The sequence below is a fragment of the Mycobacterium sp. 852002-51163_SCH5372311 genome (genome assembly GCF_001667115.1).
Lineage (GTDB): Bacteria > Actinomycetota > Actinomycetes > Mycobacteriales > Mycobacteriaceae > Mycobacterium.
In genome coordinates, this window is sequence record NZ_LZIJ01000073.1 from 1 (window position 1) to 23,739 (window position 23,739).

Annotated in this window: 26 protein-coding genes, 1 tRNA gene and 1 pseudogene; 14 read left to right on the forward strand and 14 right to left on the reverse strand. The window is 65.0% G+C overall.

The window, feature by feature from the left end:
* Positions 1-276 (reverse strand): GatB/YqeY domain-containing protein (locus A5791_RS08440; RefSeq protein ID WP_369828033.1); only part of this gene is annotated, 276 nt, incomplete at its 3' end.
* Between A5791_RS08440 and A5791_RS08445 the strand changes: the two are divergent.
* The 5 genes and pseudogenes from A5791_RS08445 to A5791_RS08465 form a co-directional block, all read left to right on the forward strand.
* A pseudogene (locus tag A5791_RS08445) lies at positions 179-412 on the forward strand (GatB/YqeY domain-containing protein); the annotation flags it as partial. The gene A5791_RS08440 and the pseudogene A5791_RS08445 sit on opposite strands and share 98 nt — an antisense overlap.
* A 42-nt stretch (positions 413-454) precedes the next feature.
* Positions 455-1,441 carry an LLM class F420-dependent oxidoreductase gene (locus A5791_RS08450; RefSeq protein ID WP_067233912.1) on the forward strand — a complete coding sequence of 329 codons (987 nt, stop codon included), beginning with the start codon at positions 455-457 and terminating at the stop codon, positions 1,439-1,441.
* A 201-nt stretch (positions 1,442-1,642) separates the two neighbouring features.
* Entirely contained in the window at positions 1,643-2,206 is a 564-nt protein-coding gene (locus A5791_RS08455; protein ID WP_067233913.1) for a type 1 glutamine amidotransferase domain-containing protein, read from the forward strand.
* Positions 2,207-2,316: 110 nt separating this feature from the next.
* A complete protein-coding gene (locus tag A5791_RS08460; RefSeq protein WP_067233916.1) occupies positions 2,317-3,009 on the forward strand; it encodes a HemK2/MTQ2 family protein methyltransferase in 693 nt (230 codons plus the stop codon).
* On the forward strand, positions 3,006-3,200 hold the full coding sequence (locus tag A5791_RS08465) for a CDGSH iron-sulfur domain-containing protein (RefSeq protein WP_067233919.1): 195 nt from the start codon (positions 3,006-3,008) through the stop codon (positions 3,198-3,200). Before A5791_RS08460 ends, A5791_RS08465 begins: the two co-directional genes overlap by 4 nt.
* A 9-nt stretch (positions 3,201-3,209) precedes the next feature.
* On the opposite strand, the gene A5791_RS08470 is transcribed toward A5791_RS08465, so the two are convergent.
* The 6 genes from A5791_RS08470 to A5791_RS08495 all read right to left on the reverse strand — a co-directional run bounded on the left by A5791_RS08470 (position 3,210) and on the right by A5791_RS08495 (position 8,918).
* Entirely contained in the window at positions 3,210-4,166 is a 957-nt protein-coding gene (locus tag A5791_RS08470; RefSeq protein WP_369828034.1) for an iron-containing redox enzyme family protein, read from the reverse strand.
* Between the two features lie 153 nt (positions 4,167-4,319).
* Positions 4,320-6,548, reverse strand: coding sequence for a SpoIIE family protein phosphatase (locus A5791_RS08475; protein WP_067233921.1), 2,229 nt, complete (start codon positions 6,546-6,548; stop codon positions 4,320-4,322).
* A 7-nt stretch (positions 6,549-6,555) separates the two neighbouring features.
* Complete coding sequence (locus A5791_RS08480; protein ID WP_067234063.1) at positions 6,556-7,182, reverse strand: SpoIIE family protein phosphatase; 627 nt, start codon at positions 7,180-7,182, stop codon at positions 6,556-6,558.
* A gap of 4 nt (positions 7,183-7,186) precedes the next feature.
* The gene (locus A5791_RS08485) at positions 7,187-7,585 is read right to left on the reverse strand and encodes an ATP-binding protein (protein WP_156661082.1); all 399 of its coding nucleotides are present in this window, start codon (positions 7,583-7,585) and stop codon (positions 7,187-7,189) included.
* Positions 7,586-7,595: 10 nt separating this feature from the next.
* The gene (locus tag A5791_RS08490; protein WP_067233924.1) at positions 7,596-7,985 is read right to left on the reverse strand and encodes an STAS domain-containing protein; all 390 of its coding nucleotides are present in this window, start codon (positions 7,983-7,985) and stop codon (positions 7,596-7,598) included.
* A 30-nt stretch (positions 7,986-8,015) separates the two neighbouring features.
* Positions 8,016-8,918 (reverse strand): STAS domain-containing protein, encoded by a 903-nt coding sequence (locus A5791_RS08495; RefSeq protein WP_067233927.1) that lies wholly within the window; start codon positions 8,916-8,918, stop codon positions 8,016-8,018.
* Positions 8,919-9,154: 236 nt separating this feature from the next.
* Here A5791_RS08495 and A5791_RS08500 point away from each other — a divergent pair, with 236 nt between their 5' ends.
* The 7 genes from A5791_RS08500 (at position 9,155) to A5791_RS08530 (ending at position 13,592) form a co-directional block, all read left to right on the forward strand.
* Positions 9,155-9,496, forward strand: coding sequence for an STAS domain-containing protein (locus A5791_RS08500; protein ID WP_067233930.1), 342 nt, complete (start codon positions 9,155-9,157; stop codon positions 9,494-9,496).
* Between the two features lie 26 nt (positions 9,497-9,522).
* Positions 9,523-10,023: a DUF6328 family protein gene (locus A5791_RS08505; RefSeq protein WP_067233932.1), complete on the forward strand. Its 501-nt coding sequence runs from the start codon at positions 9,523-9,525 to the stop codon at positions 10,021-10,023.
* 58 nt (positions 10,024-10,081) lie between these two features.
* Positions 10,082-10,357 (forward strand): hypothetical protein, encoded by a 276-nt coding sequence (locus A5791_RS08510; protein WP_067233934.1) that lies wholly within the window; start codon positions 10,082-10,084, stop codon positions 10,355-10,357.
* A 198-nt stretch (positions 10,358-10,555) separates the two neighbouring features.
* Complete coding sequence (locus A5791_RS08515) at positions 10,556-10,849, forward strand: DUF4193 domain-containing protein (protein WP_067233936.1); 294 nt, start codon at positions 10,556-10,558, stop codon at positions 10,847-10,849.
* A 41-nt stretch (positions 10,850-10,890) separates the two neighbouring features.
* Positions 10,891-11,271, forward strand: a complete 381-nt coding sequence (locus tag A5791_RS08520) for a thiol-disulfide oxidoreductase DCC family protein (protein WP_067234066.1) — start codon at positions 10,891-10,893, stop codon at positions 11,269-11,271.
* A gap of 270 nt (positions 11,272-11,541) precedes the next feature.
* The gene (locus A5791_RS08525; RefSeq protein ID WP_156661083.1) at positions 11,542-12,153 is read left to right on the forward strand and encodes a hypothetical protein; all 612 of its coding nucleotides are present in this window, start codon (positions 11,542-11,544) and stop codon (positions 12,151-12,153) included.
* Positions 12,154-12,197: 44 nt separating this feature from the next.
* Complete coding sequence (locus A5791_RS08530; RefSeq protein WP_156661084.1) at positions 12,198-13,592, forward strand: cytochrome P450; 1,395 nt, start codon at positions 12,198-12,200, stop codon at positions 13,590-13,592.
* An 85-nt stretch (positions 13,593-13,677) separates the two neighbouring features.
* Here A5791_RS08530 and A5791_RS08535 read toward each other — a convergent pair whose 3' ends face one another.
* Positions 13,678-15,171: a DUF4185 domain-containing protein gene (locus tag A5791_RS08535; protein WP_082966824.1), complete on the reverse strand. Its 1,494-nt coding sequence runs from the start codon at positions 15,169-15,171 to the stop codon at positions 13,678-13,680.
* Positions 15,172-15,655: 484 nt separating this feature from the next.
* Between A5791_RS08535 and A5791_RS08540 the strand changes: the two genes are divergently transcribed.
* Positions 15,656-15,841 carry a hypothetical protein gene (locus A5791_RS08540; RefSeq protein WP_067233940.1) on the forward strand — a complete coding sequence of 62 codons (186 nt, stop codon included), beginning with the start codon at positions 15,656-15,658 and terminating at the stop codon, positions 15,839-15,841.
* A gap of 66 nt (positions 15,842-15,907) precedes the next feature.
* Here the strand turns inward: A5791_RS08540 and A5791_RS08545 are convergent.
* The 4 genes from A5791_RS08545 to ponA2 all read right to left on the reverse strand — a co-directional run bounded on the left by A5791_RS08545 (position 15,908) and on the right by ponA2 (position 20,609).
* Positions 15,908-15,981 (reverse strand) — tRNA-Pro (locus A5791_RS08545).
* 50 nt (positions 15,982-16,031) lie between these two features.
* On the reverse strand, positions 16,032-17,138 hold the full coding sequence (locus A5791_RS08550; protein WP_067233941.1) for a PLP-dependent cysteine synthase family protein: 1,107 nt from the start codon (positions 17,136-17,138) through the stop codon (positions 16,032-16,034).
* Entirely contained in the window at positions 17,135-18,091 is a 957-nt protein-coding gene (locus A5791_RS08555) for a metallophosphoesterase (protein ID WP_067233942.1), read from the reverse strand. Before A5791_RS08555 ends, A5791_RS08550 begins: the two co-directional genes overlap by 4 nt.
* An 85-nt stretch (positions 18,092-18,176) precedes the next feature.
* Complete coding sequence (gene ponA2, locus A5791_RS08560) at positions 18,177-20,609, reverse strand: transglycosylase/D,D-transpeptidase PonA2 (protein WP_067233944.1); 2,433 nt, start codon at positions 20,607-20,609, stop codon at positions 18,177-18,179.
* 363 nt (positions 20,610-20,972) lie between these two features.
* Here ponA2 and A5791_RS08565 point away from each other — a divergent pair, with 363 nt between their 5' ends.
* Complete coding sequence (locus A5791_RS08565) at positions 20,973-21,323, forward strand: WhiB family transcriptional regulator (RefSeq protein WP_067233947.1); 351 nt, start codon at positions 20,973-20,975, stop codon at positions 21,321-21,323.
* A 189-nt stretch (positions 21,324-21,512) separates the two neighbouring features.
* On the opposite strand, the gene A5791_RS08570 is transcribed toward A5791_RS08565, so the two are convergent.
* A complete protein-coding gene (locus A5791_RS08570; RefSeq protein ID WP_067233949.1) occupies positions 21,513-22,673 on the reverse strand; it encodes an ArsA family ATPase in 1,161 nt (386 codons plus the stop codon).
* A complete protein-coding gene (locus A5791_RS08575; RefSeq protein WP_067233951.1) occupies positions 22,673-23,695 on the reverse strand; it encodes an ArsA family ATPase in 1,023 nt (340 codons plus the stop codon). Before A5791_RS08575 ends, A5791_RS08570 begins: the two co-directional genes overlap by 1 nt.
* Positions 23,696-23,739: the final 44 nt, after the last annotated feature.

Genomic DNA, 23,739 nt, shown 5'->3' on the forward strand with positions numbered 1-23,739 from the left:
CTGATATTCGTCGATGATCCGCGCCTCGGCGTGCTCGCTGGCCGCTAGGTGCCCGCGGCCGTTCTGGGTGTAGATCTCGGCCGCCTCGCCACGCTTGCGCGATTCTTTGGCCAACACCTGGATCACCTCGTCGTCGGAGAGTTCTCTGGCCTGCTTGCCGGAGACCTCCGCCGTCTGGATCGCGGCCAGCGAGCACGCCGAGGCGCGGATCATCGACGAATATCTGCCCACGCCGCTCACCGAGGCCGAGGTGGCCGACGTCGCCGACACCGCCATCGCCGAGGTGGCCGAGGCCATCGGCGAGCGGCCGAGCATGAAGCAGATGGGTTTGGTGATGAAGGCGGCCACCGCGATCGCCGCCGGCAAAGCCGACGGTGCCCGCCTGTCCGCGGCGGTGAAAGAGCGTCTGTAGCCGAATCGTTTGCCCCACCGGCGCACGGGTAACCCTGTCGCTATGACCAAGTTCGGCTATACCTTGATGACCGAGCAGAGCGGGCCCAAAGACCTTGTGCGGTATGCGGTTTCAGCTGAAGAGTGCGGTTTCGACTTCGAAGTCTGCAGCGATCACTTTTCGCCCTGGCTGGTATCCCAGGGGCACGCCCCCAACGCGTGGGCGGTGCTCGGCGCGGTCGCCCAGATGACTCAGAGGGTGCACCTCTACACCTACGTGACTTGTCCGACGATGCGATATCACCCCGCGATCGTCGCTCAACAAGCCGCGACCGTACAGATTCTTGCCGACGGACGTTTCACCCTCGGGCTGGGCAGCGGCGAGAACCTCAACGAGCACGTAGTGGGCAAGGGTTGGCCGACCGTCGAGCGCCGACAGGACATGCTGCGAGAAGCCATCAAAATCATCCGCGAGCTGTTCGGCGGGCAACTGGTGAACTGGCGTGGCGAGTATTTTCAGGTCGACTCGGCACGGCTCTGGGATCTGCCCGAGGTGCCGGTCTGCATCGGCGTGGCGATGGCCGGGCCCAAAGGCGTCGACAAATTCGCCAAGCTCGCCGACCACCTGATTGCCGTACAGCCCGACGAAGAACTTGTCGACGCCTGGCACGCCGCCCGGCAGGCCGCCAACGTGGCCGGCGGCGAACGGGTGATCGGGCAGATTCCGGTGTGCTGGGACCCCGACCGAGACACCGCCATCGAACGCGCACACGATCAGTTCCGCTGGTTTGGCGGCGGGTGGGCGGTCAACGCCGACCTGCCGACGCCCGCCGGTTTCGACGGAGCCACCCAATTCGTACGTCGCGAAGATGTCGCCGAGAGCATTCCGTGCGGCCCGGACCTCGATGCGATCGTCGAGGCTGTCCGCCCCTACTTGACGGCCGGGTTCACCGATGTCGCGCTGATCCAGATCGGCGGTGAGACGCAGGACCTGTTTCTCAAGGAAGCCGCCGAACCGTTGCTCGAGGCGCTGCGCGCCGCGGCTCAGTGACCGCGAAGAAGACCGCGAAGAAGACCGCGAAGAAGACCGCGCGTTTGGGCGATGACCGCTCGGGTATCCGGTTGGCATCGCGGCTGACGGGGCCCCTCCGGCGCCCACCGGTTGAGTTGCAAAGTGACTGAGAGAGAACACTTTCGAATCAACTGCGTGAAAGCCGTTCTGAGTCGCTGGCTGCACTGAAGGAGAATACCGATGTCACAAGGATTACAAGGTAAAAAGATCGCTATCCTGGCCGCCGACGGAGTGGAGAAAGTCGAACTCGAGCAACCGCGCGCGGCATTGAGGCAGGCGGGAGCCCAGGTCGAGGTGCTTTCGCTGAGACGCGGCGAGATACAAGCGCGCAACCACGATCTCGAGCCCGCTGGCGCATTTGCTGTCGATCGCGCGGTATCAGATGCGAAGCCAGACGAATTCGACGGGTTGGTGCTTCCCGGTGGCACGGTAAACCCGGACAAACTGCGCAAAGACGAGTCCGCGGTCGCCTTCGTACGCGACTTCGTCGAGTCCGGAAAGCCGGTCGCGGCGATCTGTCACGGCCCGTGGACGCTGGTCGAAGCCGGTGTCACGGCGGGACGAACGATGACCTGCTACGCGAGCATCCGCACCGACCTGCGAAACGCCGGCGCCAATGTGGTCGATGAGGAAGTAGTCGTCGACGGCAATCTGATCACGAGTCGCTCGCCGTCCGATCTTCCAGCATTTTGCTCGACGATTGTCAAGCAATTCGCTCACGTCTCTACGGGCTCGCCGCGATAGGCGCCAAGACGGCCGCCGGGGTTTAAAGCAGCGGTTTGCGGGCATTAATCTGTGGTGCCGTAATCGCGGTTCGATCGGATTGAGCGCGGACATTCACCGAAAGGCCTACGTTGACGACCACCTATCAAGTGGCGGATGCCGCCTTGCCCGCCGTCAGCGTCTACCAGCCACAATACGATTCGCGGCTGTTGGTGGACACGATGAAGTGGACCGGAATTGTCGAGGGGCGACGGGTTCTCGATCTGTGTACCGGAAGCGGTTTCGTCGCGATCGCTGCCGCCGAAATGGGCTGTGCCAGCGTGACTGCCTTCGACATCTGCCCACACGCCGTACGGTGCTCGCGTGACAATGCCGTTCACGCCGGGGTGGATGTCGATGTCCGCGAGGGTTCGTGGACGAGGGCCTTCGACTGCGCTCAGTTCGATGTCGTGCTGTCCAATCCGCCGTACGTGCCGACACCGCCCATCGACGACGCCGACTTGATCGCTCCCAGCGCCGGCCCGTCCTGGGCGTTCAACGCCGGTCCCGACGGGCGCCTGGTGCTCGACCCGTTGTGCGAGTCAGCGACAAAGCTGTTGTGTCACGGTGGATCCCTGCTATTGGTGCAGTCGGCCTTCGCCGGTGTGCAACAGTCGCTGGACTGCCTGCGCTCCACCGGACTGCACGCCAGAGTCGTTGCCTCCCAATGGGTTCCGTTCGGCCCGGTATTGTCTGCCCGGGCACGGTGGCTGGAGGACACGGGCCAGCTGCGGCGCGGCTGCCGCAAAGAAGAGCTGGTTGTCATTCGGGCTGAAAAGCCATGACCACCACCCGGGTGCAAGTGGTGCCCAAGGGCCCGGTGCTGATTTCGGGTCCGGTGCGCATCGAGATGCCAGACGGCGGTGTGGTCGAGTCCGATCGGTTCATGGTGGCGGTCTGCACGTGTGCGCGGAGCAAGGAATATCCGCTGTGTGACACCAGCCACCGGCGTTGCCGGATCACCGAAAAGCGTTGAAGCCGACGGCTAAACAGGCCGCCGTAGCGATGACTGGTTCAGCTTCCAGCACACCATGAGATTGTCCGCCAAGCGATTCTCCACCACGGCATGTGCGCGCATGCCGAAGACGATGTCGCGGTCCAGCTGCGGCTCGCGTGCGACCAGGTCGCCGACGACGTCGAGGCGCACCACCTGTTCGTGTACCGCGTCAGCCTCGACGTGCTCCTGGTAGAACGCGACGCAGGCCGCTGGCGCCTCCATGCGCTGCAACGCCTGGACCATCCGTCGGGAACCCGGGGGTGAGGTGATCTCGGTGGCGGCGAAGTGCCCGATCGCGGCACCGCGCAGCCACCGGTGCAGGCCGAACATCGACATCAAGTTCACCACCGCCAGTGATTCGGCGGGAACCGCATCCAGATACCCCAGATAGCGCGAATCCAGGTCGGCCGCTGCCATCAGATCGGCGAACAGTTGCTGATGCAGGCGCGCGGCCTGCCCGGCGCCGTACTCGTCGTATTCGACCGCAACGAACGCCGCCTTGGCGCGGCCCGTCAGGCGCGGGATCACCCAGGCGTGCGGATCGCCTTCCTTGAGGTGATACAGCGACCGGTGTACGAAGTATTCGCGCATTTGCTGCCAGCTGCCCTCATCGCGCAAATGGTACGACGGTCCGTTGCCGTCCACGGGCTCGATGGACAGCGCCTCCATTTCGGCCGTCGCACTGTCGCCGGGTTCCATGTGGCCGACGTCACGGCGTACCTCCGCCAGGAAAGCGCGTTCCAATTCGGCGCGCAGTCCCAGCAGCGCCGGATTCCACTCCCATGTGGGGTCGATGCCGGCAAAACCCCGGTAGTGCAGCTCGTAGCACATGTACAGGGCCAGCTGCAGGTCGAGACCGTAAGGGTCCGAGTCGCGCACCGATGCACCGATGCGAGTCAATTGATCGCGCAACGACGGCCCGGTCAGGGCACGGCGCACGGTCATCGAGAGCGGTCCATTCGCCGCCGGCAGGGCCGGTTCGACGGTGGTCGGTGCGCTAGTCACCCCGGTGAGATACCCGCTATCGGACCTGGCAAACGGGTGCGACCTGACGTCGCGGTCGGAATGCACGCCAAATCTCATGTGCGGCTGGCCTTTCTAGTGCTCACGCACTGCGGGGAGCCGGAATCGCACGTTCACGGTGGTTCCGGCCGGTTCGCTGTCCACGTCAACCGAGTCGGCCATCGCCCTGATCAGCATCAGGCCGCGGCCGCTGCTGCCGGGGTGGGCGGCCGGTGTTTGCCAAGATCCGGTGTCGGCCACCCGCGCCCGGACTTCGTTCTCCACGCAGTCGACCTCCAGCTGCATTGTTCCGGTGCGTTGGCCGGCGTAGGCATGCTCGATGACGTTGGTGCACGCTTCGTTGACGACCAGCACCACGTCGGCGGACAGCTCGTCGGGCACCTCGGCGCCGCGCAGCCAACCGCTCAGCCGGTGCCGGATCGCTGCCAGCTGATTGGCCGTCGCGTCGCATTCGATCCGAAGTGGCGCTGATTGGTGTCGGTAGATCACCATCGCGACGTCGTCGTCATAACCGGGCGGGGGAGCCAATTCACTTAGCACCGCATCCGCGACGGCGTCCAGCGGCAGCTTCATCGTTTCTGCCAAAACGTCTGCCGCGCGCCCGATCCCGTCGTCGATGGACTCGTGTTTGCGCTCGACCAGACCATCGGTGAACAGCATCAGCGTCGACCCGGACGGCAGCACCTGCGTGGCCTGCGGGCGCGGTCCTTCCCGCCGCACCGCGAGCGGCACCGACCGGGCGCCGGTCACAACGGTGGTCCCCGATTCGGTATCCGGCCCGGCCGTGGCAAGGATCGCGGGCATGTGCCCGGCGTTGCTGTACTCCAAGATCCCGGATTCGGTGTCCAGAATCGCCAAGAACACCGTGGTGCAATACGCATCCGGAATCAGGGCCGCCGCCGAGTCGAGTTGCTCGAGCAACACCGCCGGTTGGTCGGCGGTCAGCAACAGCGCGCGCGCCGAGCTGCGCAGTTGACCCATGATGGCCGCGGCCGGCAGCCCACGACCCACGCAGTCGCCGACGACGATGCCGATGCGGTGATCTCCCAGCGGCAGCACGTCGTACCAGTCGCCGCCGATCTCCAACGGCGGAACAGCGGGCTCGTAGCGCACAGCGAAACCCGGTGGAGGCTGCAGCGACGGCAGCATCGTGCGCTGCAGGGTCAGTGATGTCTCGCGGGCAATCTCGAACTGGCGCACATGCTGAACCGCCAGGCTGAGGTGGCCGACGAGTACCGTGACCAACAACCGGTCCTCCGCACTCACCCAGCGAGGTACCCGCAGCTCGAGCCACAGCGCGACGTCTGCTGCGCCGGACAGCACCGCAACCATGCCACGTGCCTTACTCGGATCGTCCGGCCACTCCGCCGTCCTGGCCGTCAGCGGCAATTGATTGCGGGCATCCTGAAATGTCTGGCGCAGCAACGGATCCAGTTCATGCCAACTCGATACCGACGGTTCCCCGGCGGCTTGAATGGTTGGTTCGCCGTCGCCCGGCGGCCAGATGGCGGCTACCACCCGCTGCACGTCGACGGCTGTGCGGCATTCGTCGAGGGTGATCGACAGCACCTCGGCAAGGCTCTTGGCCACCGTAACGGCAGTCGCCAGTCGCAGCACGGCGCTTTCCCGTGCCGCGAACGCCCGCTGGGCGGTGATGTCGCGAATCGTTCCGACGAATACACCTTGGTCCGTGCCGGATTCGCGCACCTCGTTGATGCTGACCGCCACCCATGCCAGACGCCCGTCCTGGCGGCGAATCGGGGTCTCGTATTCCGCGCTGCCCTCGCGCGAGACTCGATCTGTTTGCTGGGCGGCCGTTTTCTTGTCCACCAGCCACGGGTGCGGCCACGCGTAGGGCATGCCCTCCGGCGGAAAGCCGGTGATCTCGGCGAAGGCAGCGTTCATCTCGACGACGGCGCCGTGCTGATCGGCGACGAAAAACCCCTCCTGCAACGAATTCACCAGGGCAGTACGGAATTTGTCGCGGTCGGCCAGCCCCTCGGCGCGGGCGCGCTGTTCCTCGTAACGCCGGGTGCCGTCCAGATAGCCGCGGGTCACCACGTCGAGCGCGGCCAGCGTCTGCAACAGGAATTCCACCGCGGCGGGCGGGTCGAAGTCGGGATACTTTGACAGCTTCTCGATTTGGGCGAAGTGATTCTCGATGATCTCGAGCATGCTGATTTGCTCTTGTAAGGCCCGCCGGCCGAGCTCATGGCCGACGGCCAGGCTGTCCTCGTCGTGTGTGTCCAGGTAGGTTTTCAGCGCGGTCACGTACTGGGCGTGAAAGTCGTTGCTGTCGTTCATATCTGACTCATATCGAGGTGCCCCGGTGTCGTGCGGCCAGCACCATCGCGTCGTCCGACTCCTTGGCGTGTTTTTCCAGTATCTGCGAGGCGATCTGGGGGGCGGTAGCGGCGAAGTCGATGTGGTCCAAGTGATCTTCGGCGATGCCGTCGCTGGCGATCAGGAGCAGATCGCCGGTGCGTATCGGAACCACTTGCGCGGGTGCTATATCCGGTATTCGGTAGCCGACGATGCCGGCGGTAAGACGGGCAGAAGAACGCACCCGGATGCCGGTGGCCGCCTTGGCAACCAGATTGGCGCTGACGTTTCCCACTCCGGTCCACGACAGTTCACCGGCCTCGAAATCGATGCGCGCCAAGGTCATCGCCGCCCCTCTGGTGCGGGACAAGACGCGGTGGCAGAGCTGGATCAGCACGTCGAGCCGTTCTGCGCAAGCGTCCTTGAGCACGTCCACCCCGGTGGTCGCCGCGGTCGCGGCGGACGGACCGTGACCGAGTCCGTCCAGTAAGCCGAACAACGCCGCCGAATCACCCACACCGATCGCCAACGATTGGTCGCCGCAGGCATACTCGCCGGGACGGGGTCGTCCGGCCATCGCCCACTCGATGGGCCCCAATCGGCCCTGGTCACGCAAATGGTCACGCACGGGCAGGGACCCACTTCCACATCTCGACTACGGTTCCCTGGCCAAGCGTGGATTCCACCAGCAAACGGTCCATCAACCGGCGCGCCCCCGGTAAGCCCAGGCCGAGCCCGCGCCCGGTGGAGTACCCCTCTTCCATGGCGCGGTCGATGTCGGCGATGCCGGGCCCGTCGTCCTCGGCGCGTACCACCAGTGCCGTGCGGCCCTCCCGGTCGGCCACCGCCACCCGAACCGCGCCGCGACCGGCATAGCTGGTGATGTTGCGTGCGACTTCCGAGATCGCGGTGGCGATCATGGTGACGTCGGTCAGCGAGAATCCAAGATCTAAGGCGAGCTCATGTCCGGCTTTGCGGGCGTCGACGATGTCGTCGGGGTTGTTAATGTCGACGACCACAACTTCCCGGTCACCCGCCACCGTCGCGCCCGATCGTCGATTTCCCAAGTCCCAGTTGCCGGTTCAACAGGGCAAGGCCCTCTTCGAGGTCCAGCGCGGTGTTCATGTCGTCGAACGCCAGTCCCAGCTGGACCATTGCAAAGGCCACCTCCGGCTGGAGACCGACGATCACCGTATCGGCGCCGCGCAGCCGCGTCATGTGCGCAATCGTGCGCAGCGACCGGGCCGCGAACGAATCCATCACGTCGATGGCGGTGACGTCGACGATGATCCCCTGGGCGCGAAACCGGCTGACCCGCTCCATGAGGTCGTATCGCAACCGCTCGGTCTCGGAGTCGGTGAGCGCGGCCTGCACGGTTGCAATCAGAATCGAGCCCTGCTTCAGGATTGGTACTGGCATGAGGGTCCCGTGGCCTTTGCTTACTTCCTGCTAGCCGCTTACCTCGCCGGTGCGAGTCACTTCGTAACCCAGTAGCCGCTCGGCTTCCTCGATGCCGCCCTGCAGGTCGCCGACGGCGTTCATCTTCGACAGGTCCAGCCCGATGGTCACCAGTGTGAGGGCGATTTCGGAGGACAGGCCGGTGATGATCACGCTCGCACCCATCAAACCCGACGCGTCCACCGTCTGGACCAGGTGGTTTGCCACCGTCGAGTCGATGGTGGGCACACCGGTGATGTCGATGACCACCACTTTCGCGCGGTTGGCCCGAATGGCGCGCAACAGCTGCTCGGTGACCTGACGGGCGCGCTGACTGTCGAGGACACCGATGATCGGCAGGATCAGCAGCTGCTCGCGCACCTGCAGCACCGGCGTCGAGAGCTCGCGAATCGCCTCCTGCTGCTGGCGGATGATGCGCTCGCGTTCCTGGACGAAGCTGACGCCCACGGTATTGGCGATGCGGTTGGCCGCCGGTTCATAGGCGTCCAAAACCCGGTTGAGCATGTCGAACTCGGCCTGGTACTTCTCGAACAGCGACCGCGCCAGCACGTCGCGCAGCAGCAGCACGATGCCGAGTACCTCGTCGGTTTCCACGCCCCGGGGGATGATGCGTTCCGAAAGGTCGCGAGCGTAGGCCTGCAACGCCTCGACGCTGCCGGTCTCGAGCACCTCGACGTAGTTGTCGTACACGGCGGTCGCTTCGGAAAAGAGCTCCTCGGGCGTCATCGCAGTGAGCAATTGGGCCTCGGTGATTCTGCGCGCCCATTCTTCGCGCAGAATCGTTCGATTCCGCCGCAGGTGCTGCACCAGCTGAGGCAGCAGACCCTCGCTGGAGACGCTGACCGTTTGCGCGGCGCTGCCCGGGTTGCTGTTCTCCATCAGCGAATCTGACATGTGGCCTCCTAAGGCCTTCCAATGCACTCCCACTGCAGTCCCTGTGCCTCGCCGGTGCGCGACGCGCTCCGCAGGGCGCAAGTTCTATGGCGACATTAGCCTGAATAAGCGCACGACTGGTGTTGAGGTCTTTTTCCTCGCGCGGTTGGCCAGGCGGGTTAGGCTTGCACCACACTCGAGGCACGCAAGACCCGGACGAAGGACCACCATTGTCAGCTCCTGATTCGATTAACACCATGGTTGCGGACCACGATGGGGTGTCCGTGGTCAGCGTCAGCGGTGAAATCGATTTGGTTACCGCTCCCGCCTTGGAACAAGCCATTGGTGCGGTGGTTGCGGACGGTCCGACGGCGCTGGTCATCGACCTTTCCGGAGTGGAATTTCTGGGCTCGGTGGGCCTGAAAATTCTGGCGGCCACTCACGAGAAGCTCGCCCAGTCCGCCGAGTTCGGGGTGGTGGCGCGCGGCCCGGTGACCAGACGGCCGATTCACCTGACCGGTCTGGACAAGGCCTTTCCCCTGTACCCGACGCTGGAGGAAGCGCTGACCGGCGTACGAGACGGCAAGCTCCACCGCTAACGCCACGGCGTTTCCGGGCTGCGGCCATGGATGTCGACCATCCAGAAGAAGATCAGCGCTGGGACAGCCGCCAGCGTGGTGAAACCGAACTTCAACGGCTGGATCGCAATTGGAACAGCCTGCTGCAGGAGCTGCGGGTGGTGCAGACCGGGGTGCAGCTGCTCACCGGATTCCTGTTGACGCTGCCGTTCCAGCAGCGTTTCGACGTCTTGAGCCAGCACATGCGCATGGTGTACCTGGCGACGGTGAGCTGCTCGGTGGGTGCAACGGTGTTGTTGATCGCGCCGGTGGCCATACACCGGCTGCTGTTCCGGCGCCATCGGCTCCAGGTGCTGGTCTCCGGGGCACACCGGTGCGCCTATGCCGGGTTGACCCTGCTCGGTCTCGCGTTGACCGGGATGACGGTGATCGTCTTCGCGGCGGTGTCCGGGCGCATTGCGGGCTTTGTCGCGGGAGCATGTGCGCTGGCGCTGTTCACGCTGTTTTGGCTGGTCTTGCCGCTTTTGTTGCGCACCCGCGGCCCGTAGCCGGCGACGTCTCGCTCACGGGTGTCGGACTTTTGCGCCATCCGGTAGATTACCGACCGTGTTCGGGGGGAAATCGGGCGCGGCGGGCCGCGCATCGGCTGTCGGCTGGGCGGTAGCGCTGGTGGCTGCCCTGATCGCGTTGGCGAACGGCTATCTTTTGCTGGCCGGCGCGAGCTTGATTCTGGCTTTTCTGGTGCCTTGGTTTGGGCTGGCCGCGGTCCTGCACAGTAAACCTAGCGTCTTCGACAGCGAATTGCCTTGGCAGGACGGACGTTCCGTGAACCCTGTGCCCGAGTCCAGCAGCGGTTACCGGATCCGATTGCCGGCGCGCTAAAGCTCTGCAGAACCGGTTCCGCGTGCCCGTCGTTGGCGCGGATTCTGCTTGTTTTCGCCTCGGCCCGACGGCCGGAAACACGTATTGAATTCCTTGGAATTACTAGGTGTGACCAGCCCTTCAAGGGGGTATCGCCTGTGCCACGGGTCGACTACAGGCAGGTCGGTTGACCCTCCCCTCGGCGAGGAAGGAACGCCCATGACGACCGCAAGCGATTACGACGCACGCCGTGTGTCCGACGTCGACCGGTCCACACTGCGGGAGTTGGCACCTGTTCTGCCTAGGTCTTCTCCCGCAGTCGCCGACGACGACTTGAACGATGTGCCGTTCTTCGAGCTGCCCGGCGCGGATTTGTCCAATGAAGAACTGACGGTGGCCGTGATTCCCGTGCGGGGGGACGAGTTCACCTGCTCGAGCTGTTTCCTGGTGCAGCACCGTAGTCGGTTGCGCAGCACCGCAGGGGGCCGTCAGATCTGCGCCGACTGCGCCTGATTCGCCACTGCCGGCCGCCGCGGATGGGGCAGACTGGGACCATGGACGGTGTCTTGCTTTTCGACGGGCGGTGCGGAATCTGCACCCGCGCATGCAACCGATTGGCGCGGTGGAATCGGACGGGCCGCATGCGGATCGAACCATTCCAGAAGCCCGGGACGGCCGAACTGCTTGGGGTGTCCGCCGACCGTTTGACGGAATCGGCATGGTGGCTTGACGCGTCGGGCGTCGTCTTCTCCGGCGCGGAGGCAATGAATGCGGCCCTTTCTGCCGCGCTTGGAACGACGCTGCCGCTGCGGGTCTATCGGCTCCCGGGAGTCGGCCCCGCCCAGGACGCTGCATACCGCTGGGTGGCGGCACACCGGTATCGGTTCCGCGGTGTGACGCCGCTGTGCGAAGCGGAGCCCGAACGCTGCGCGTAATCGGTTGACGCGGTGTCATTTTCAGCAAATCGACGGGCGCTTCCGCGAATGAGGTTGTCCCGATTCGGTTTGCGGGCCGCGGTGGTGCTGATCAGTGTCGCTGCAGTGGCCGTAGCGGGCGGGTGCGGATCGGGTGGCTCGACGGGCAAGTCCGTTTCAACGTCTATCTCAATGTCAGCGAGTGCGACTGCGCCGCAACAGGTATCGCTACCATGCCCGGACGTCTCCATTGACTCCCAGCCGAAGCTGCAAGACCAGCATGTGCGGTGCGTGCTGCAGGTCGGACAGGGCCTGACCCTCGATGTGTCCAGTGATCCCGCTTGGTCGTTCACCCTGCGAAACGCGGGAGCGGTTGCACAAGAATTCCGCGAGCCGACAGCAGAGATCGGTGAAACCGGCGAGGTGCCCCTGCTGCAAGACATCGACAACGGCGGTTCTCCTGAGCTGCTGGTGGTCATCGGCCGCGGCGGGACGGGCGGGGAGCCAATGGCCGTCTGGCGCTTGACGGGTCAGCCGCCCCGGTTCGTCCGCGCCGGCCAGCTGTTCGGATTTCGCCGCTTTTATCAGACCACCGAGGGATTCTTCGGCAACTACGCGCATTCCAGCGTGACGTCGGGAACGGTCCAGTTGTACCGCTGGGTCGACGACAAGCTGGTCGAGGTGGCCCTGCTGGACATGCAGGTCGCCTCGACGCGGCCCGACCCCGATTCCCGCCATGACTGGGTGCGCAATGGCAACGTGTTGTGCCGCCTCAACAATGACGACTATCCGGAGGGTTCCCGCGCCGCCAGGACCGCCGCGTTGCAAGCCGCCGGAATCGACCCCGCTACCGCGGCGCAGCGGTTCTGCACGCAGCGTTGGGTCGCTTCGATTTACCAGTAGAAGGGCGATCTGCGGCGGCGTCAGGCTTCGCCGGACGTGGCTCCTTGACCTACTCGAAGGCGCCGTGTTGTGTCGTTGGCGTGGCATCATCCGCACTTCGCTCGGCGAACGCACCGGATGCCCTGCCCCGTCCGCCGGGCTTGCCCGCGCCGCGCAGATTGCGCGCGGTCTTCGCGGCAGCGTATGCGGTTGCGTACCTGGTGGGCGGGGAGCGCCGGATGCTGCGGCTGATCCGTCGATACGGCCCGATCATGACGATGCCCATCCTCAGTCTGGGTGACGTTGCGATCGTTTCCGATCCGGCGTTGGCGAAGGAGGTCTTCACCGCCCCGACCGACGTGTTGTTGGGGGGCGAGGGGGTGGGGCCCGCGGCCGCGATCTACGGGTCGGGATCGATGTTCGTGCAGGAGGAACCGGAACATCTGCGGCGGCGCAAACTCTTGACACCGCCGTTGCACGGGGCGGCCCTGAACGGTTATGTGCCGATCATGGCGGAGTCCACCCGGGCCGCGATGCGCAGCTGGCCGGTCGACCGCCCGTTCGAGATGCTGGAAGCCGCCCGGTCGTTGATGTTGGACGTGATCGTCAGGGTGATTTTCGGCGTCGACGATCCCGCCGAGGTGCGGCGACTGGGCCGGCCCTTCGAGCGTCTCCTGAATCTTGGTGTCTCGGAGGAATTAACGGTCCGTTACGCGCTGCGGCACTTCGGCACTCTGCGGGTATGGCCGCAGCGGGCGAAGGCCAACAGGGAGATTGACGACGTCGTGATGCCGCTCATCGCGCAGCGGCGAAACGACCCGGCGCTCACGGAGCAACTCGACATCTTGGCGTTGCTCATGTGCGCCCGCGGGGAAGACGGTGAACGCTTGTCCGACAGCGAGATTCGCGATGATCTGATCACCTTGATGCTCGCCGGCCACGAAACGACGGCGACCACGCTGGCATGGGTCATGGATTTGCTGCTGCATCATCCCGACGCGCTGCAACGCGTGAAGTCCGAAGCCGTCAGCGGCGGAGAGGATTTCACCACCGCCGTAATCCACGAGGCGTTGCGGGTGCGTCCGCCGGCGCCCCTCACGTCACGTGTGGCCGCGAAGCCGTTCCCCATTGGCGGCTACCGCGTAGCTGCCGGCACGCGAATCGTGGTGCATATCATCGCAATCAACCGGGACCCGGCTGTCTACGAGCATCCGAGCGAGTTTCGTCCGGAGCGATTCCTCGGTATCCGACCGCAGACCTACGCCTGGGTCCCGTTCGGTGGCGGCGTGAAACGTTGTCTGGGCGCGAGCTTCTCGATGCGCGAATTGATCACCGTGCTGCATGTGCTGCTGCGCGAGGGCGAGTTCACCGCCGTCGACCCGACTCCGGAGCGAATTGTGCGACGGTCCATCATGCTTGCTCCCCGCCGCGGCACCAGAGTGCGCTATCGCCCAGTATGACGAGCAGACGCAAAAGCACCCATTTCGACCCCGAAATGGGTGCTTTTGCGTCTGCTCGCGCAGCGGCGGCCGGGGCCCGCGCCCGCTAGGGGAGCACGGTGTGCATGAGCATGACGTCGTAAGCCGACCACAGCGACAAGTTGAAGTACAGGTCTTTCCCCGAAGACCAGGGGTGGATCATCGGGGCGTAGATGCCACCGGGCATTTGGAACGACGACACGAGCAATTGCTCTGGACTCCAAGGTCCTTGCGGAGCCGGGGCGGTTCTTGCCACCACGTCGTTGGCTCCGTTGGTGTAGAGCACCAGGTATTGCTTGAGATAGCTGTTGTATTGCCCTGACATTTCGGCGACCGGGCCGGGAATGACCGGCGTTGCCGCGCCGGGGTCAGCCGCAACCCAGTGGCCCTCTCCGTCACCGTTCCAGTATTGGTACTTGCTCAGGTCCGGCACGAATTGCGGTTGCACTCGCGCGAGATGCGCCGCACCGCCACGCCCGGACGGCGTTCCGAACGAGTAGAGGTAACCGTCGTTACCCTTCATGAACGCGCCCATCTGGAAATTCTCGTTGCCCGGAACGAATTTGGCTCCCGGCACGCCTTCCGGGTCGGCCGGCCGGATGGTGCCCGGATAGACTCCCCAGGTCTGGCCGTTGTCGCGGGACATGGCGATGGCCGAGAAGTTCGTCCGCCAGTCTCCGTCACGGACCCATTCCCTGATCGACATGAAGTTCACGAGTTGCGTTTTGCCGATTGATATTCCAGCGGTCGGAATGATTCCGGTCTCGTGCGGCGCCCTCTTCATTGTGTTGATGATCTGCCTGGACAGTCCCGACGGGTACGACGGCGAGCCGGCATACCTATCGGTCGCGGAGCCGGCAGCCACGTGGATGCCGTGCGAGAGATCATGATCTGAACTGCGGAACAGTGTGTTGTAACGCCATTGCTGGCCGTGGACGCGGCAGTAGCCGAATGTGTCGCCGAAGGCCATGAGTACCTGACGGTTCGCGGGATCGCCGTTGTCCCAAGCGATCCCGAGGTCCGTGCCCGAGATGCCGAAACGTTCGAGTGTCTTGTTAGGGCCGTTGACCCCGGTCACCCAATCCACCAGCGAGGTCGGAGCGCCCGCGATGGAGGGCGGTGGTCCGGCCTCGGGCGCCGGTTGGGGTGCAGGTTGAGGAGCCGGCTGGGGGGCGGGCTGCGGCGCTGCGTTCGGACGTAGCTGACTGGCATTGGGCGGTTGGGCGCCTGGCTGGCCCGGTTGGGGTGGATTGGGCCCAGGCTGTGTCCCCTCCGCGCGGGGAACCACCTGCGATTGGTTCTCCTTCGGGGCGGAGTACCGGGTGGTGCCCGGCCTGAGCAGAGAAGAGATCAGCGGACCCAGTTTGGGCAGCGGCGCATGGTCATTCGTGTTGCTCGGCCGGCGTCCGGTCGGCGGCCGGACAACTGGTGCGGGTGCAGGTACCGGTGCGGCGGTGGCCGGGGGCTCGATATTCGCCTCCGCCGCCTCACAGGGCGTGGCGGATGCAGGCGGGGCAGCGCCTATCCCGACGATGAGTCCGATGGCGACCGCCGACGCCATCGATACCGACACGAGTCGCGGAAACGCCGACAATGTCACACCTTTCGAGGACAAGACGCCGGATTGACGCCCGCAGTTACACATGTGACGATAGAGATCTGCGGGGCTGTTGTGACCAGTGATCCGACAAAAGGTATGCATCTGAGATCGTGTCGCGACCCTTTTGTTGGCGCCCAACGGCAAACCGCAGCAGGGCACTTGCAAGGCGCCTAATCAGCCCCGTCAAGGGTTCGGGTTTCAGCTGCGCAGGGCGAGGGGAGGCTCTGCCGGTACTGCTCTCGTATTAGACCGCGAAGCGCCCAAGTGCCCGAAGCCCCAGCGGCGGGCGACATCCGCGACGGTGGCGGCGTGGTTGGTGGCGGGCCTTGATGGGCGTGGTCGAGGCGGACGCGACGCAGGTAGTCCGTCGGGGTGCGGTTGCGGTGGCGCTCAGGCAGCGCGATTGGAGAGTTGAGAAGCCGGGTATACCAGCCGAACCAGCTAATTGGACAACGTTCAGCAGAAGGGTCGCGATGTGATTATTCTCGGCATCATTCTTTTGGTGGTCGGCTACTTCACCGGCCTGAGCATTCTGTACACCATCGGCGGCATCCTGGTGCTCGTCGGCGTGATCCTGTGGATCCTAGGCGCCGTCGGGCGGCCCGTCGCGGGGCGAAGAGTCTGGTTCTAAGGCCGTCACCGGCACGGGATTTCGTCGGTCGCGGGCGTGCCCAGCCCTCTATGGCGATGACGCGAGTCGGGGTGGCGGGATTTGAACCCACGGCCTCTTCGTCCCGAACGAAGCGCGCTACCAAGCTGCGCCACACCCCGATTGAAGCCACGACAGCCTATCGCGGCCCCGTCCACCGGCCAAACGCGCACTAACCCCAGCGGCAGGAGCGCTCGAACTCGATCAATGTCTCGGCATGCGCGACGGGGTCTAGTCCCTGGGCGGCGACCCACTCGTCGGTGAAATAGGTGTCGGCGTAGCGGTCGCCGCTGTCGGCCAGCAGAGTGACCACCGACCCACTGCGTCCTTCGGTGACCATCTCGGCAAGCAGGCCGAAAGCGCCCCACATATTGGTGCCGGTCGATGGTCCCACCCGGCGGCCCAGGACGGCGCTGACGTGGCGAGCGGCGGCGATCGATGCTGCGTCCGGCACCGCGACCATACGGTCGACCACGCCAGGCAGGAACGACGGCTCAACCCGCGGCCGGCCGATACCCTCGATCCGCGACGACGTCGGCATGACGATGTCGTACCGATCTTGGGTGTAGGCGGGGAAGAACGCGGAGTTCTCCGGGTCCACGACGCACAGTCGGGTGGGATGGCGCCGGTAGCGGATGTAGCGGCCGATCGTCGCGCTGGTTCCGCCGGTGCCCGCGCCCACGACAATCCATTCCGGTATCGGATGCGTCTCGTCGCGCATTTGGGCGTAGATCGACTCAGCGATGTTGTTGTTGCCGCGCCAGTCTGTCGCGCGTTCGGCGTTGGTGAATTGGTCCAGGTAGTGGCCGCCGGTGTCGCGGGCGACGCGGACCGCCTCGGCGTAGACCTTGCTGGAGTCCTGCACGAAATGACAACGGCCACCGTGTGATTCGATGAGCGCCACCTTGGCGGTGCTGGTCGCCGCGGGCACCACGGCAATGAATGGCAGACCCAACAGCGCGGCGAAGTAGGCCTCGGACACGGCCGTGGAACCGGACGACGCCTCGACCACTGTGGTGCCCTCGCCAATCCACCCGTTGCACAACGCGTAGAGGAACAAGGAACGCGCAAGGCGGTGCTTGAGGCTGCCGGTGATGTGTGTCGTCTCGTCTTTGAGGTAGAGCGCAACATCCACCTCGGTGGACCAGGCCGACGGCAGCGGATAGCGCAGCAGGTGCGTGTCGGCGCTGCGGCGGGCGTCGGCCTCGATCAGCCGGACCGCGTTGTCGGTCCACTCCCGCGGCAGGCTGCGGATCGCGATTTGGGACGGATCGGTCAACGCACCGATGCTGTTGGCTGGGAACGGCTCAGGTTGCTGTCCGAGTCCCGGTCACCCATCGGGGCAGCGATCAACGTCAGCAAGGTTGCTTCCGGGCGGCAGCAGAACCGCACCGGCGCAAACGGAGAGGTCCCCACTCCCGCCGAGACATGCAACAGCATGTTCTCACCCCAGCGTGACGGCCCCTTGGCCCGCGACCGGTCCAGGCCACAGTTGGTTACCAGAGCGCCGTAGAAGGGCAGGCACAGCTGCCCGCCGTGGGTGTGGCCGGCCATCACCAGCTGGTAGCCGTCGGCGGCGAAGCGGTCCAGCACTCGCGGCTCAGGCGAGTGTGTCAACCCCAGCCGCAGGTTCGCGGCGGGGCTCGCGGGACCTGCAATGGTGTCGTATCGGTCCCGGTCGATATGCGGGTCGTCCACGCCCGCGGCGGCGATGTGCAGTCCGGCCACCTCGAACTCGCGACGGGTGTGGGTCAGGTCGAGCCAGCCGCGTTCGGTGAACGCCGCCCGCAGATCCTGCCAGGGCAGCGGCTCGCCGCGGACACGGTGGTCGGGGTTGGTCAGGTAGTTCATCGGGTTCTTCAGCCGCGGCCCGAAGTAGTCGTTGCTGCCGAAGACGAAAACGCCCGGCCGGGACAGCAGGTCGCCCAGCGTCTGGACTACGGCCGGCACCGCCTTGGGGTGGGCCAGGTTGTCCCCGGTATTGACCACCAGATCGGGCTCCCAGGCGGCCAGCTCGCGCAGCCAGGCCTGTTTGCGGCGCTGATTGGGCAGCATGTGCAGATCGCTGATATGCAGCACCCGCAGCGGGGTGGAGCCCGGCGACAGCACTGGCATGGTCAACTCACGCAGGACGAATGCGTTGCGCTCGACAATCGCGGCGTATCCAATTCCGGCGACGGTCGAGCCGAGCGCGACCGCACCGGTGCGTAACAGCACGGGCAAAACAGCCATGTAGGCAGACTACTGCCGGTCGCCGACTAGACACGCATGTCCCACGAGACAGTGCCTTTAAGGGCTCTCGAAAGAGCTCTCTCTGTTATGGCGGCGGCTGTCCCGGTGGTGGCGGAGGCGGGGGTGCCAGTAGCGGGATGGTGATCGGCGGTAATCCCGGAATCTCCACCACCTGCGATCCGATCGGCACCGGCGCACCCTCCGGCGGTGGCGGCGGTGGCGGCGGGATGCCGTTGCTGACTTGAATGGTGATGATCGATCCCGGGATGGTCTGGCCGCTGGGCGACGTTCCGACGACCTCGCCGAGCTTCGCCGAGCTGTTGACGGAGGCCGTTTCCTGGGCCACCTGGAAACCCGCTTCCCTGAGGCGCTGGCGGGCCAGCTCGACGTCCAGACCGGCGACGCTGGGCACGCGCGAACCCGGTGAACCCTCGACGTAGCGGGGATCGGTCGGCGGCAGCTTGACCTCGCCGAACATGGTGGCAATCGGCTTCATTGCGGTGAACCACGTGCGGGCCGGCTCGTTGCCGCCGTACAAGTCACCCTCGCCGCAATGGCGCAGCGGGCCCGAACACAGATCCGTCGGTGAGGTCGAGTCGTCGTAGATGTAGTTCGCCGCCGCGTAGTGGCTGGTGAAGCCCACGAATCCAGAGGACCGGTGCGCTTCGGTGGTGCCGGTCTTGCCCGACACCGGTAGGTCCCAGCCGGCCGCACCGGCTGAACCAGCGGCCGTGCCGGAGCCCGTCGCATCCTTGCTCATGGCGTTGGCCAGCGTATTCGCCAACCCCTCGGGCACGACTTGCTCGCACGTTTCGGTGGTCACCGCGACTTGATTGCCGTTACGGTCGATCAGCTTGTCGATCGGGTTCGGTGGGCACCACACACCCCCCGACGCCAGGGTGGCCGCGACGTTCGACAGCTCCAGCGCGTTGACCTCGATCGGTCCGAGCGTGAACGAACCGATGTTCTGCCGTTTGACGAAGTCGGCCAGGCTTTCGTTGCTGTCCGGGTTGTAGTCGCGAGCGGTGCCGGGATTGGCGTAGGACCGCAGGCCGAGCTTGATGGCCATGTCCACCGTGCGCGACACCCCGACCTGCTGGATCAGCTTGGCGAACGCCGTGTTGGGCGAGGTGGCCAGCGCGTCCGTCACATTCATCGACCCGCCGTATTTACCGGCGTTGATCACGCACCAGGTGTCCTTCGGGCACCCCTTTGCCCCGCCGCTGCCCATGCCTTTGGCCTGGAACCGGCCCGGCACCTCGAGCGTGGCATTGATGCCCATGCCCATATCCATAGCCGCCGCCGTGGTGAAGATCTTGAAGACCGACCCCGCACCATCACCGACCAGCGAGAACGGCTGCGGCCGCATGGTTTCGCCGGCGTCGATGTCCAGGCCGTACTTGCGGTTGCTGGCCATCGCGAGAACCTGGTGGGAGTCCTTGCCTGGCCTGATCACGCTCATCACGCTGGAAATGCCCGGCAAGGTCGGGCTGGCGAACTTGTCGATAGCCGCCTTGACCGGGATCTGCACATCGGGGTTAAGCGTGGTCATGATCTTGTAGCCGCCCCTGGCCAGCTGCTCCTTGCTGATTCCGGCGCGAGACAGATACTCCTGGACGTAGTCGCAGAAGAACGCGCGGTCGCCGGCCGCGATACAACCCCGCGGCAACTCCTTGGGCTGCGGCAAAACGCCCAGCGGCTGGGTCTTGGCGGCGCGCAGGGCGTCCGCCTCCGCAGGCAGGTTCTCGATCATGGTGTCCAGGACCAGGTTCCGCCGCGCCAGGGCGCCTTCGGGGTTGACGTACGGGTTGAGCGTGCTGGTCGACTGCACCATGCCGGCCAGCAATGCCGCTTGCTGCCAGTTCAGCTCGGAGGCGTTGATACCGAAGTAGGTCTGCGCCGCGTCCTGCACACCGAACGAGTTGTTACCGAACGACACCAGGTTCAGGTATTTCGTCAGGATTTCGGGCTTGGTGAAGGTTTTGTCCAGCGTGAGGGCCATCCGGATCTCGCGCAGCTTACGTGCCGGTGTGGTTTCGACGGCTGCCCGCTTCTCCGCGTCGGTCTGGGCGGTGACCAGCAACTGGTAGTTTTTGATGTACTGCTGCTCGATCGTCGATCCACCGCGGGTTTCCACGTCGCCGGATGCGTAGCCGGCCAACCCCGTCAAGGTGCCTTTCCAGTCCACGCCGTTGTGTTCGGCGAACCGCTTGTCCTCGATCGAGACGATTGCCAGCTTCATGGTGTTGGCGATCTTGTCGCTGGGCACTTCGAACCGGCGTTGCGAGTACAGCCACGCGATGGTGTTGCCTTTGGCGTCGACCATCGTCGACACGGCTGGCACTGCCCCCTCGAGAAGTTGCGCCGAGCCGTTGGCGACCACCTCAGAGGCGCGATTGGACATCAGCCCCAAACCACCCGCCACCGGGAACATCAGCGCGGTGGCGACAACGCCGGCCAGTAAGCAGCACCCAGCGAGCTTCAACAGCGTCAGCGCGACTGGGGGACGATCGGACATGGGTCCACAGTATCCACATCTGTCGACAGCGCCATGTCCTCACGCCTACAAATCCCTGCATACCGGCCCGAACGGTGCCGCGGGGCCGGAGGAAGTCGACAGAAAATTTTTGCAAGTATCGGTGTTCAAACCGCAGCTAGTGGCTACACCATCCGGAGTGGATGCCTTCCCAGTCGCCCAGACGGCACGCTCGTCCCAAAAAAACCGTTATAAGACTGTTGCGCAATTGGCCCCTGACCACCTAACTTAGACACACGGTGAGATGTAGGTAACACCGCGGTGCACAGTGTGGCGTAGATCGCAGCAGGGTCTGCACCCGGGGAGGGCGGCCGCGAATCGCGGCCGGGAGGAAGGGAAAGGCTCGTGCCAGCAACACGCCCAGGAGCGCGCAGGACAAATTTGTCAGCTGTGAACACCACGCTTCGCACCGTCGACGCGGAAGAGCGAATTGCCTGGGTTTCCAGGGCGTTGTGCCGGACAACAGATCCCGACGAATTGTTCGTTCGAGGGGCTGCTCAACGCAAAGCCGCGGTGATCTGCCGCCACTGCCCGGTAATGCAGGAATGCGGCGCAGACGCACTGGACAACAAGGTCGAGTTCGGCGTTTGGGGTGGGATGACCGAGCGCCAGCGCAGGGCTTTGCTCAAGCAACACCCAGAGGTAGTGTCCTGGGCGGACTTTTTCGACAAGAGGCGTAGCCGCAGCGTGGGCTGATTCGTCGGCCATCCGCCGGCGAGGCCCTTGAACGCCTCGCTTCCAGCACTCCTCATTACATTTCTGTTACAGTCGCCCGGCCCGAATCGAATTCGTTTGTGCGCTATGGGAACTGGCGTTTCCATCGGCTTCTCAGCGGGCCGCGGCTCGGCCCGCATCGTCGCCGACTTCTGCTGAGGGGCCGGCTTCTCAGCGGGCGGCTGCGCGGCCCGCATCGTCGCCGACCGAAGTGATCTGGTCGGCTAGGGCCCGCAACGCATCGAGGTCAGACACGTCGAACGGCAGCGACGGGACTCCGACCACCGGCACGTGTGGGTTGGCACCCGTGAATCGGGACAGCAGCCGTATCTCGCGCTTAGCGGTCTGTCCACGGTCGGCATGAATCCGCAGCACAGCCGCGGTCAGCGGGGTGTCGCTCGAGTCGGCATGCTCTGTCTCCAGCGTTTCGGTCGCGTCGATCGCCCGCTCGACCGGCAGTGAACACAATGTCGGGTGCGTGCGGTTCAGGACGAGCCCGGCGAGCGGCATGCCTTCCTGTGAGAGCCGGTCGACGAAGAAGGACGCCTCGCGCAACGCGTCGGGTTCGGCCGCCGACACGACGACGAACTGGGTGCCGCGTCGTTTCAGCAACGAGTACGTACGGTCCGCCTTCTCGCGGAAGCCGCCGAATGTTGCATCAAGCGATTGCACGAACGCCGCGGCGTCGCCGAGCATCTGTGAACCGAGAATCGTCGACATTGCCTTCATGGCCAATCCCATTGCACCGGTGACCAATCGGCCGATGCCCCGGCCGGGCGCCAGCAGCAGCCGCCACAGACGGCTATCCATGAAGCTGCCCAATCGTTTTGGCGCGTCCAGAAAATCCAGCGCGTTGCGCGACGGCGGGGTGTCCACGACCACCAGGTCCCAACGGTCCTGGGCCAGCAGCTGACCCAGCTTCTCCATCGCCATGTATTCCTGCGTGCCGGCAAGCGATGTGGCGACGGTCTGATAGAACTGGTTGTCCAGAATCGCTTGTGCCCGTTCGGGTCCGGAGTACTGAACCACCATTTCGTCGAAGGTGCGGCGCATGTCGAGCATCATCGCGTGCAGCTGGCCGGGGACTTCCGGGGCTAACGGCACTCGCTGCGGAGTATTACCAAGGTCGTTGACTCCCAACGCTTGTGCCAAACGCTTGGCGGGATCGATTGTCAAAACGACCACTGTGCGGCCGTATTCGGCAGCACGCAACGCCATCGCGGCCGCGGTGGTTGTTTTGCCGACGCCACCGGCGCCGCAGCACACCACCACCCGGTTGGAGGTGTCGGCCAGGATTGCGGCCATGTCGAGCGTCGTCGGCTGATGAGTCATCATCGAACCCCTTGCTCTGCAAGCGATTCGGAAAGTTCGTACAGGCTGCCTAGATCCACGCCGTCGGAGATGGTGGGCAGTTCGAGGCGCGATACCTGTAACTCGTCGAGTTGTCGGGCGGTTTCGGAGCGCGCGCTGATGCGGGTGGCGTGCTCGATCGTCTCGGTCAGCAGACCGGCGAAATCGTCGTCGGCCAGGGTGATTCCGGCCGACGCCAAGCCGGCCCGGACCGAGTCGGCGTCGACGTCTCCTTCAGCGGCCTTGGCCAGAGCGTCGGGCCCGAGGTACGCCGGGATGTTGCGGTTGACGATCACGCTGCCGATCGGCAGTTCCATTTCCGCCAGCTCGTCAATGGCTTCCAGGGTTTCTTGCACCGGCAGCGCTTCCAGCAGCGTCACCAGGTGGATGGCGGTCTGATCGGAGTGCAGCAACTTGACCACACCTTCAGCCTGCGAATGCACGGGGCCGCCCTTGGCCAGATCGGATACGGCCTTGGTGACGTCCAGGAAACGCGCGATGCGCCCGGTAGGGGGCGCATCGACCACGATCGCGTCATAAATCGGCAGCCGGTTCTTGTCGACGCGAATGACGGTCTCCTTGATCTTGCCGGTCAGCAGCACGTCGCGCAGGCCGGGTGCGATGGTCGTCGCGAACTCTATGGCCCCGATCCGCCGCATCGCCCGGCCCGCGATGCCCAGGTTGTAGAACATGTCGAGGTATTCCAGGAACGCCGCCTCGATGTCGATCGCGAGGGCGTTGACCTGGCCGCCGCGCTCGGCAGTGGCAATCTTGAGCTCCTGATAGGGCAGCGGCGGCACGTCGAAGAGCTGCGCGATTCCCTGGCGCCCCTCGACTTCAACGAGCAGAACTTTGCGGCCCCCCGCGGCCAGGGTCAGGGCCAGCGCGGCCGCGATGGTCGACTTTCCCGTACCGCCCTTGCCGGTTACAAAGTGCAAGCGAGCCTTTGACAAGCGCGCCGGCCAGCCGACGGAATGACTGCCGCTAGATGTGGTTGCCACCATCGCATGCTAAAGCGTGTTGGCTTTGCCCGGCTGCCGGGCTGGCC